Source organism: Atribacter sp., from assembly GCF_035418125.1.
GTDB classification, from domain to species: domain Bacteria; phylum Atribacterota; class Atribacteria; order Atribacterales; family Atribacteraceae; genus Atribacter; species Atribacter allofermentans.
The window spans coordinates 1-10,246 of record NZ_DAOLQM010000052.1 but is presented as its reverse complement, the minus strand read 5'-3'; the positions used below and the strand labels follow the sequence as shown (position 1 = coordinate 10,246).

Below are 10,246 nucleotides of genomic sequence, written 5' to 3'. Positions count from 1 at the left end.
AACTACTCTTGAGGAAAAAAATCTCTTCCTTCCATCTGATTAATTGCCTTTTTAAACTCCACCCAACAGGGTCGATCCATACGAAATTCAGTATAAACCAAACCAACTTGAGGTAAAGCATGAGCATCAGAAAAACGTACCAAGCGACAGTTGTTTAACTTCAACTTCACACGGGCGTTGGAAGTTGCTAAAGCCGAAGAAATTTCCAAAACTGGAAAGGGGGGATAAGGCGGGAGAAAACCCAGTACTCCAATAATGCTGTAAACGCTTCGATCGACATGGGATGGAATTATGATTCCATCCTGAATTACCACCAACTGATACAGCTCTTCAACGGTAAGCGAAAGAGGAAAGGTTAAAAGTTCTTTTTTCTTTTCCACAATCTGACCGGCAGCGCCAATGACCCACTCTTCACCCCAAAGATTTTCATCAAGAGGAATTGGCTGGAAAAATTGCTGCAGGACTTGATAGAAGGAAAGTATCCGTTGATAAGTGGGGAAATAAGTAAGAAAATGGATCTCTTCTCGGGTTTCAACCTCCATGCCCGGGATGACCCAAACCCCAAATTGCTCACCTAAAGAAATAGTGACTTGCACATTCTCGCACGAGTTGTGATCAGTAATAGCTATGATGTCTAAATGTTTTTCCAAGGCTTCCAATATAATACAATGGGGTAACATATCCCGTTCGGCGCAAGGAGATAATACACTATGGATATGAAGATCGGCACGGTAGACCCTTTCAGGCATGTTTTTTGGTTCCGTGAACACCAATCTTGGTTAACACCTCCACTGCTTGATAGCTGGTTAAGGAAGTTCGCAAAAGGGTTACTTTTTCTTTTTTGGCTTTCTCTATTGTCTGGGGATCAACTTCTTGAAAATTACTAATAACAATACAAGGCATGCCTACCAATACCGCAACGGCAATGATATTGGGATGAGAGTGAATGGTCACCCAGACACTCCCTTCACTGGCATTGGCAATACAATCACTGAGTAAATCACTACAATATCCTCCGGTGATTTCACTATTATTGAGGTCTCCCTCACAAAGAACTTCAGCTTCCAGCGGTTTTACAATGTCACTGACTTTCAATTTTCTTTTTTCCTCCTTCTTCACTCATGGTTTGAGGAACGCGACTGGCTAAATCAAAAATTTCTTTGGATATTTCACATAATTTTTCTCGTAACAAGAAGGGACAATCGATCTCTTGGGCTTTTCCTCTGACAATATCTTCGGCGAGCGATCGGCAGGTTGGGCAACCACAGGCGCCACAATCAAGGGCGGGAAGTTTTTCCAGTATCTTTTCAATTTGCTGGTATTTTTCAATCGCCTTACGATAGTCATTATCCAGCTTCAACACATCCCGAATTTCATAAGGATGAATTCTTTGGAAAGTTTTCTCTTTTCTCCACTCTTCCAACTGATGTTTTTCTGGAGGTTGAGGAGTGGAATGCTTTTTGATCAGATGGTTAACGTTGACTTTAGCAATAAAGGGATTCTGGACGGCAAAAACTCCTCCAATACAGCCTCCTACACAGGCTTGGGCTTCACAATAGATAACTTTTTTGAGTTCTCCCATCTCTATCTTTTCAAAAACTGAAATCACGTTATGAATCCCATCCACTGCCATATATTCCCCTTCGCCAAGGGATTCTTGTTCTCCTCCTGAACGAGCCCACCCAATGCCCTTCCAGGAAGCCAGTTGGCAAGATGATTCTTCGGGAAGACTGTCGATATCGTTGATTAAGCGGGGATAAATACTCGACATGGAAATGGCGCCATCAATTCGTTCAAGCGTTCCACTTGAGCGTCGGACCTCCATCACCTTAGCCGGACAGGGAGTAATAAAAAATACCCCAATTTCTTCGGGCTTGAAGCCTTTTTCCATGGCTTGCTTTCGAGCTATTTTAGCTGCTAAACCCAAGGGAGAGTCAAGAGGAAGGAGATTGTCGATCAGCGAGGGAAATTGAACTTCCACCAACCTGACAACCGCTGGACAGGCTGAGGAGATAATGGGAATATCCAGGTTGGTTTTTTTCAGGTATCGATCAATTTCATCGGCTAAAATTTCAGCTGCCCAGGCAACTTCAAATACTTCATTAAAACCTAACTTAACTAAGCCACCCAATAGTTTGCCGAGAGAAAGATTCCCTTTAAACTGGGCATAAAAAGCTGGAGCCGGTAAAGCGATCGTATATTTAAAATTTTTTAACAATTCCAGTGAATCGGTTTGGCCGTATTTAGCATGGTTGGGACAAGTTCGGATGCACTCACCACAATCGATACAACGATCCTCGTCGATGCGAGCCTTCCCTCGCTTCACCCGAATAGCCTCGGTTGGACATCTTCGAATACAATGAGTACAACCCTTACATTTTTCTTCATCTAAAAGAACGGAATGAAAAATTTCTGGATTCAATACTTTCACCCTCTTTTCTTTTGTCGGAGAAAAAACGGGTGGGAATTCCCCTAATTAAATTTTATGGCATTTCTTTTTGATCAGGAGCAGACGAACCTACTTGGGATGAATCAAGCCAAAAAACCATCATTACCTTGGTCCCTTTTCCAACCTTGGTTTGGATGTCTATTTGGTTTGAACACTTCTTCATATTCGAGAGTCCATACCCTGCTCCAAAACCCATTTCTCGAATATGGGCTGGTGCTGTTGAAAATCCCTCTTGAAAGGCTAAGCCAACATCAGGAATCCCCGGTCCTTCGTCTTCAAGAACCACTTGTACATGGTCAGGATAAATTGATGTGGAAAATGTTCCCCGATAGGCATGGATTACCACATTCATCTCGGCTTCATAAGTAGCGATTACCACCCGTCGGATAAATTGCGGCGGTAAACCAGCTTGTTGGAGGATATTTTTCAGTTCGCTGGATATTCCTCCAGCGTTTGAAAAATCACCTCCAGTAATTTCCTTTTTGATTTCAATGTGGGGTTGATGTTGGTCCATTACTTTACTTCGCTACACCCTCGAGCTCCTCCCTGATACAATCTCCCACAGGATTCAAACATGGGCAGCCGAGTTGTCAAAAGGGGTATTTTTTTGATGGTTGCTAATTCGATGGTTGCATTATCCGGTCTTTTGCCTCGAACAAAAACGATACCAATCAGATCGCTCATTTCAGCTGTCCGGATAACTTGTGAATTGGTAAGGCCGGTAAGTAGTAGTGATTTTTCTTTGGTGAAAGCCAGCACATCGCTTAAAAGATCGCTCCCGCAAATCGAGGTCGGTTCGATATCTAATAATTCCTCTCCAGTTAATATTTCAGCCTGTAGAAGGTCTTTGATTTCACGTAGGGTCATTGGAAACCTCTCTCCTTATTGACCGATAAAGGCATCAATTCCTTTCGACTTGATTTTTTGTATCGCTTCAGATGCCTCTTGTTTGGTTTTAAAACCGTAAACTTTTACCTTAAACAAATTAGCTGATTTTTCAACGGTTGCCCCAAACCCCATCTCTCTGAGGGTATTTACCATATTATTGGCATTGCCTTCACTGGAAAATGCCCCCGCTTGTAAATAAAAACTCCCGGTCGGTGGTGGTGTCGACTGGGGAGGAACCGGTGTCGGCGTTGGTTTGGGTTGAGATGGAGGTGGTGATGGAGTTGCTAAAACTGCTTCCTGAGCAGTAGTTACTTGTGGCTTTTCTTGGTTCACTTCTCTCTCTTCTTCAATTATCAACCCCTTTTGAATTTGACTGGTCGTAGTTATTTCTTCAAATTCTTCAGGATAATCGCTTCCAACTAAAGGTCTTTCCGCTATTTGAGTTGTTTCTTCTTTGACTCCTCCCTGAAGGAGAAGCTGAGTATAGGCATCCAAATCTCCCCGCGCCATAAAAAAAGCCAGCATTACCACTAAAAAACCACCGAGAAGAAGAATAATCAACTCAACTGGGTCCCGCCTTTTCCGAAATTGCTTCATTGGTTCATTATCCCCTCTATTAATTTCTGGAGGCGTTGCGCCTCGCTTAATAATTTCTCTAAACGAATCTGATCTTTTTCTATCACTTCTTGGGGAGCTTTTTCCAAGAAATCTGGTTTTTCAAAACGTTTTTGAATTCTTTCCACATCCTCGCTAAGAACTTTATGCTTTTTATTTAACCGCTGCAGTTCCCGCTTAATATCCACCAATCCTTCGATCATTAAAAAGATATCTATCCCATCAACTTGCCCAGTCACCGCGCCTCCGGGTTTTGAGATTTCAACATCAGTTTTTATTATCTCACATTTTGCCAGTTGTTCAATGTATCCCAAATGTTCCTCGATTATAACCCGATTATCCGATTGATGAAAACCAAGCTGCACCCGACAGGTTTCAGCGGGAGAAATCTCCAGTTCTGCTCTTAAAAATCGTATTTCTCGTATCAAATTCTGGATTGATCCGATAGCTTTTTCACTCTGGTCATTGAACCACGATTTTTCCGGAACTGGCCAGTCGGATATGATAAGCGCATCATTATCATTTCTCATCGGGAGAGAGTGCCAGATTTCTTCAGTAATAAATGGTGCTACGGGATGAAGAAGTTGAAGAATTCCCGAAAGCACTTGAACTAAAACCGACTGGGTCTTCCTTTTCTCTTCCGGACTTCCCTGGTAGAGGTCTTTTTTACTCCATTCGATATACCAATCACAGAATTCACCCCAAATAAAATCATAAATAATCTGGACATATTCACCAAATCGATAATCATCGAGAGCCAGGCTGGCCTGTTCGATGGTTTGTTGAAATCTGGAGATTATCCAGCGGTCTTTCAAACTGAGATGAGCTTCATTATTCAATTCGACCGGAACAAAGTCTTCTTCAAGATTCATCAAGACAAAGCGGGAAGCATTCCAGATTTTATTCATGAAATTTCTCGAGGCTTCGATTCTTTCCATGGAGAGATGAATATCTCGACCCTGAACCGTCAACCAAGCAAGAGCAAAGCGTAAAGAATCCGATCCCAGCTGACGAGCAACTTCTAAGGGATCGATGGCATTACCTGACGATTTGCTCATCTTCTTCCCATAGGCATCACGGACCAAGGGAGTGATGTAAACCTTTCGAAAGGGAACATCCTGCATAAACTTCAATCCCATCATAATCATCCTCGCAACCCAGAAAAAGATAATATCGAATGCCGTGATTAAAACCGAGGTAGGATAAAAGGTTTTTAGGTCAGGAGTTGTTTCTGGCCACCCCAAAGTAGAAAAAGGCCAAAGAGCTGAGCTAAACCAGGTATCGAGAACATCTTCATCCTGGACTACCTTTCCCTGGCATTTCGGACAATGATCGGGTAACCCTCGGTCGGCAAAATAATGACCACATTCTTGACAATAAAAAACCGGCACCCGATGGCCCCACCAAATCTGCCGCGAAATACACCAATCCCGAATATTATTCATCCATTCAAAATAAATTTTATTCCATCGTTCCGGGATAAACTCAACCCGACCCTCTTCAACTGCCTGGATTGCCGGTTGAGCTAAATCTTTCATTTTCACAAACCATTGTTTGGATATTAAAGGCTCTACCTGAGTATTACATCGGTAACAGTGACCAACCGAATGAGAATATTCTTCAATTTTTTCGATGAGGTCCAAACTCTTCAGCTTTTCGACAATTGCCTCTCGACATTGTTCTCGAGTCATACCGGCAAAAATCCCAGCATTTTCATTCATCACTCCGTGAGGATCGATAACCGCAACTACCGGAAGGTGATGTTTTTTCCCCAAATCAAAATCGTTCATGTCGTGGGCCGGTGTTACCTTGAGAACCCCGGTTCCAAACTGCGGATCAACATATTCATCCTGGATGATACTCATATCTCTTCCGATGATAGGAAGGATAACAGTGGAATTGACTACCTGGCGGTATCGTTCATCTTCGGGATGAACGGCTAAAGCCACATCTCCCAAAATGGTTTCCGGCCGGGTGGTAGCAACCACCAAGTACTGTTCAGGATGCTCCTTGATGGGGTACCGGACATAATACAAAAATGATGGAACATCACGATAATCAACTTCGATATCGGAAATGGCCGTTTCACAACGGGGGCACCAGTTAACGATATACTCTCCCCGGTAAATCAGCCCTTCATCAAAAAGTCGAACGAACACCTCTTTTACCGCAGCCGACAATCCTTCATCAAAGGTAAAACGCTCTCGGGTCCAATCGCAGGAAGCACCCATGCTTTTCAGCTGTTTTACAATCCGATCGTGGTATTGGTCTTTCCATTGCCAAACCCGCTGAATAAACTCTTCTCGACCCAGTTGATGGCGATCTAATCCTTCCTTCGCCAACTGTTTTTCAACAACATTTTGGGTAGCAATGCCGGCATGATCGGTTCCCGGCAACCAAAGCGTTTGATCACCTTTCATCCTCCGGTAACGAGTGAGAATATCATGAAGAGTCAGATTGAGAGCATGACCCATATGAAGGAAACCGGTCACATTGGGAGGAGGAATAACCATACAAAAAGGGTTGGAACGCTGCGGATCTGGAGAAAAATAACCGTTTTTTTCCCAATACTCATACCATTTGGTCTCAGTGTGAGAAGCGTCATAAACCTGCGGAATCGGTGTTCGATTGTTCATTTTTATTCCTTTCTTTAGGCTGGCTTATCTTGAATGAGTTGATTATCCACATAAATATCATTGGTTTGATTTTTTATGACCATGTCTTTATCAACAGTTAATTTTTTAATATCTTTCCGATCGGGGCATTCAAACATCACTTTGGTCATCAGCTTTTCCATGATAGCCCGCAAACCACGAGCCCCGGTCTTTTTTTCCATGGCCTCAATGGCTATTTGTTTTAAGGCGCCATCGGTGAAACGGAGGTCAACTCCATCCAGGCGGAGAAGATGCTGATACTGTTTTAGCAAGGAATTTTTTGGCACGGTTAAAATCCGTACCAAATCCTCTACATTGAGCTCATCCAAAGCACAGATGATGGGAATTCTCCCCACCAGCTCGGGAATCATACCAAATTTCATCAGGTCATGCGGCTGTACGTCAATTAAAGGATTTTCCTGAAGCTTGGTCTGGTTGGCTTCAAAAGCTCCAAAACCGATTTTCTTTTCCTTCATCCGAGCTTCAACAATCCGCTCCAATCCAACGAAAGCTCCACCACAAATAAACAGAATATTGGCGGTATTCATCGGGATAAATTCTTGATGAGGATGTTTTCTCCCCCCTTGGGGAGGAATATTGGCAATGGTACCCTCCAAAATCTTCAACAAGGCCTGCTGCACTCCCTCTCCCGACACATCACGGGTAATTGAGGGATTCTCAGATTTCCGAGCAATTTTATCAATCTCATCGATGTAGATTATTCCCTTTTCGGCCTTTTTTAAGTTAAATTCAGCATTTTGCAAAAGGCGAAGCAAGATATTTTCAACATCTTCGCCCACATAACCCGCCTCAGTAAGGGTGGTTGCATCAGCAATTGCAAAAGGAACGTTCAACATCTTGGCCAAGGTTCGGGCTAAAAGAGTTTTTCCTGAACCAGTTGGCCCAATCAATAGAATGTTACTTTTTTCAATTTCAACTTCATCTTCCTCAAGGGAAAAAAGAATTCTCTTATAATGGTTATAGACTCCAACCGAGAGGGTGATCTTGGCTCTTTCCTGTCCGATGACATATTGATCCAAGAATTTTTTCATCTCCATCGGTGTCGGCAATTTTCCCAAATTGAATTCCGGCTGCTTTTTGTTGTTCTTGGTTTCTTCACGAATCACATCATTACAAAGGTCAATGCATTCGTTACAAATGAAGACTCCGGGGCCGGCAATCAGTTTTTTTACCTCCGCCTGCGGTTTCCCGCAAAAAGAACAGCGGATTTCTCCTTTTTCATTATCATAACGTGCCATTCCCGCCTGTTTCTCCTTTTCTTTCTTTTTTTGGAATGATAACCTGGTCAACCAAGCCGTAAAGTTGTGCCTCTTCTGCCGACATAAAATAGTCCCGTTCAGTATCTTTTTTTATTTTATCTAATGGTTGGCCAGTATGATTAGCCAAAATACTATTGAGTTTTTCTTTAATTTTAATCATCTCACGGGCTTGAATTTCAATATCCGTCACCTGACCCTGGGCTCCACCTAAGGGCTGGTGTATCATCACCCGTGAATTGGGCAAAGCCATTCTCTTCCCTTTGGTGCCGGCAGCCAGAATCACTGCTCCACCGCTGGCAGCCATTCCAATACAAATCGTTGAAATATCCGATTTCAGATACTGCATCGTATCATATATAGCCAGTGTCGAAGACACTGATCCTCCTGGACTATTAATGTAAAGATTAATATCTTTTTCAGTACTTTGAGCATCGAGAAAGAGCAGTTGGGCAATTATAAGATTGGCGATCACATCGTCGATCTCCGTCCCAAGAAAAACGATTCGATCAATTAACAGGCGGGAATAGATATCATAGGACCTTTCTCCCCGCGGAGTTTGCTCAACAACGATAGGAACTAAATAATTATTTTTTAAATCCTGCATTATTCCACCATCTCCTCTTCTGGATCTTCAAGAGCTTTCCACTGATCGATATTGATCGGTTCTTCTAATTCCTTGGTCTTCACCTTTTGCAGGATATCTAAAATCAATTTTTGCTGGAGCTTCTGGTCCATTAAATCGTCCATCTTATTATTCTTCTCTAAAATTTGTTTGACATCCTCGACTTCTTTTCCCGTTCTCTGGGCAATCCTTTCCATCTCTTCATTCATTTCTTCTTTTCCAACCGAAATACCATTTTTATCGGCATACTCCTGAAGAACAAACATTTTTTTCAACTGCCAAAGAGCCTGTTTTCGGAAATCTTTTTCAATGCTCTCAAAATCGGTATTGGTTATTTCCATGTATTTTTCTAAGGTCATTCCGTCTTTTTGAATGTGTTCAATAAAATGATCGATCTGATGCTTGGTTTCATGGTCAATCAAAACACTGGGAACCACTACTTCAGATTTTTTAGCGAGCAATGCCACTGCTTCCTTCTCCATACGGATCTGCACCAAATCCTCGGCCCATTTCTCCAAAGATTCCCTGGTTTTCAATCGTAAATCATCAAGAGACTTCAATTCGGGATTGAGTTGGGTTAAAAATTCCTCGTTCAATTCTGGAATTTCTTTTTTCATAATCTCGATCACGGTAAAGTCCACCTCTTCGGCAGGTTTATCGGCTTCAGTTTCCTGAGGGCGAAATTTTCCCGTTTCATCCCTTTTCAACCCGATGACTACTCGGCTCAATACCGATTCATCATCAGAAAACGATGCCATGACCGCATATTCTTTGTCCTCTATTTTTACCTTAACCATATCACCAGTTTCAACTGGAAGGTCTTCTTTTTCTTTCCACAACCCTCTTGATTTTTGGATCCCTTCGATCTCTTTTTCAACATCAGAATCGCGAATCACTACCTTATATTTGCGGACTTCAATATCTTCCAGGTTCGCCAGGGTAGTTTGGGGTTTTTCTAATATTAAAGCTTTAAAAACCAGCGGTTGTCCTTCTTCCACCGTTACCAGATCAATATCCGGTTCACCAAAAAGAGTAAGGTTTTCTTCTTTGATCACCTTACTCAGAGCGTCGGGAATTAAGCTTCGAGCTAATTCGTCCTTGATAAAATTCTGATTGAGATGAGCCTTGAGAATAGCCCGTGGGGCTTTCCCTTTCCGGAAGCCAGGAACCGCTACTCGAAGACTCGCCTCTTTATAAATATTTTCCAGTTTCTCCTGGACTTTTTCCTCTTCAATGGTTATTTCGTATTCATAAAGATGTTTTTCCTTTTCTTCCTTTTTAAATTGAACCATGCTACTTCCACCTTTCCAATCTGAAAATCGAATTATATTATCCCTCTGAAGGCAGAGAACCGATCTCTCTATATGAACTCAAAAGAAGGACGATCATCTCATATAACCTGAAGATTTTACCATTATTTACCAATTATGTGAAATGCACTAAGAGATGAGTTTATTCCCAGCTCGAATCAACCTCAAAGTAAATAGAAAAAATATACCTCGATTTCCATCATCGAGGTATAAAATCCAACACATTTCTACAATAAAATTTACTAATGACATTCAGAGATATTATAAATATATTCAAATCACCATGCAACTCAAGCTCTTAAATTGTTTCCATTTCGTTTTCCATTCTCCCCCTCTCCCTCGGCGCTTTCCGCCATAATCCCCCTCGTTCCTTTGGCTGTGAGAATCTCATCAACCCAATCCGTCATTGTGAGGATTCTAACCGTTCT

General features: G+C 42.2%; 10 protein-coding genes. All 10 read right to left on the bottom strand.

The features are described from left to right. Positions 1 to 2: 2 nt before the first annotated feature. Entirely contained in the window at positions 3 to 770 is a 768-nt protein-coding gene (locus PLK24_RS04465; protein ID WP_324476700.1) for a PHP-associated domain-containing protein, read from the bottom strand. Continuing rightward, positions 742 to 1,095: a DRTGG domain-containing protein gene (locus PLK24_RS04460; RefSeq protein ID WP_324476698.1), complete on the bottom strand. Its 354-nt coding sequence runs from the start codon at positions 1,093 to 1,095 to the stop codon at positions 742 to 744. The genes PLK24_RS04465 and PLK24_RS04460 overlap by 29 nt, the downstream gene beginning before the upstream one ends. Further along, positions 1,082 to 2,422, bottom strand: a complete 1,341-nt coding sequence (locus PLK24_RS04455) for a [Fe-Fe] hydrogenase large subunit C-terminal domain-containing protein (RefSeq protein WP_324476696.1) — start codon at positions 2,420 to 2,422, stop codon at positions 1,082 to 1,084. The genes PLK24_RS04460 and PLK24_RS04455 overlap by 14 nt, the downstream gene beginning before the upstream one ends. Positions 2,423 to 2,483: 61 nt before the next feature. Next, entirely contained in the window at positions 2,484 to 2,963 is a 480-nt protein-coding gene (locus tag PLK24_RS04450; RefSeq protein WP_324476694.1) for an ATP-binding protein, read from the bottom strand. Further along, positions 2,963 to 3,316 carry a DRTGG domain-containing protein gene (locus tag PLK24_RS04445; protein WP_324476692.1) on the bottom strand — a complete coding sequence of 118 codons (354 nt, stop codon included), beginning with the start codon at positions 3,314 to 3,316 and terminating at the stop codon, positions 2,963 to 2,965. The genes PLK24_RS04450 and PLK24_RS04445 overlap by 1 nt, the downstream gene beginning before the upstream one ends. Before the next feature lie 15 nt (positions 3,317 to 3,331). After that, complete coding sequence (locus PLK24_RS04440) at positions 3,332 to 3,934, bottom strand: SPOR domain-containing protein (protein WP_324476690.1); 603 nt, start codon at positions 3,932 to 3,934, stop codon at positions 3,332 to 3,334. After that, on the bottom strand, positions 3,931 to 6,588 hold the full coding sequence (locus tag PLK24_RS04435) for a valine--tRNA ligase (RefSeq protein WP_324476687.1): 2,658 nt from the start codon (positions 6,586 to 6,588) through the stop codon (positions 3,931 to 3,933). The genes PLK24_RS04440 and PLK24_RS04435 overlap by 4 nt, the downstream gene beginning before the upstream one ends. Before the next feature lie 14 nt (positions 6,589 to 6,602). After that, positions 6,603 to 7,865, bottom strand: coding sequence for an ATP-dependent Clp protease ATP-binding subunit ClpX (gene clpX, locus PLK24_RS04430; RefSeq protein ID WP_324476685.1), 1,263 nt, complete (start codon positions 7,863 to 7,865; stop codon positions 6,603 to 6,605). After that, positions 7,852 to 8,490, bottom strand: a complete 639-nt coding sequence (gene clpP, locus PLK24_RS04425; protein WP_324476683.1) for an ATP-dependent Clp endopeptidase proteolytic subunit ClpP — start codon at positions 8,488 to 8,490, stop codon at positions 7,852 to 7,854. The genes clpX and clpP overlap by 14 nt, the downstream gene beginning before the upstream one ends. Continuing rightward, the gene (gene tig, locus PLK24_RS04420) at positions 8,490 to 9,800 is read right to left on the bottom strand and encodes a trigger factor (RefSeq protein ID WP_324476681.1); all 1,311 of its coding nucleotides are present in this window, start codon (positions 9,798 to 9,800) and stop codon (positions 8,490 to 8,492) included. The genes clpP and tig overlap by 1 nt, the downstream gene beginning before the upstream one ends. Between the last annotated feature and the right edge of the window lie 446 nt (positions 9,801 to 10,246).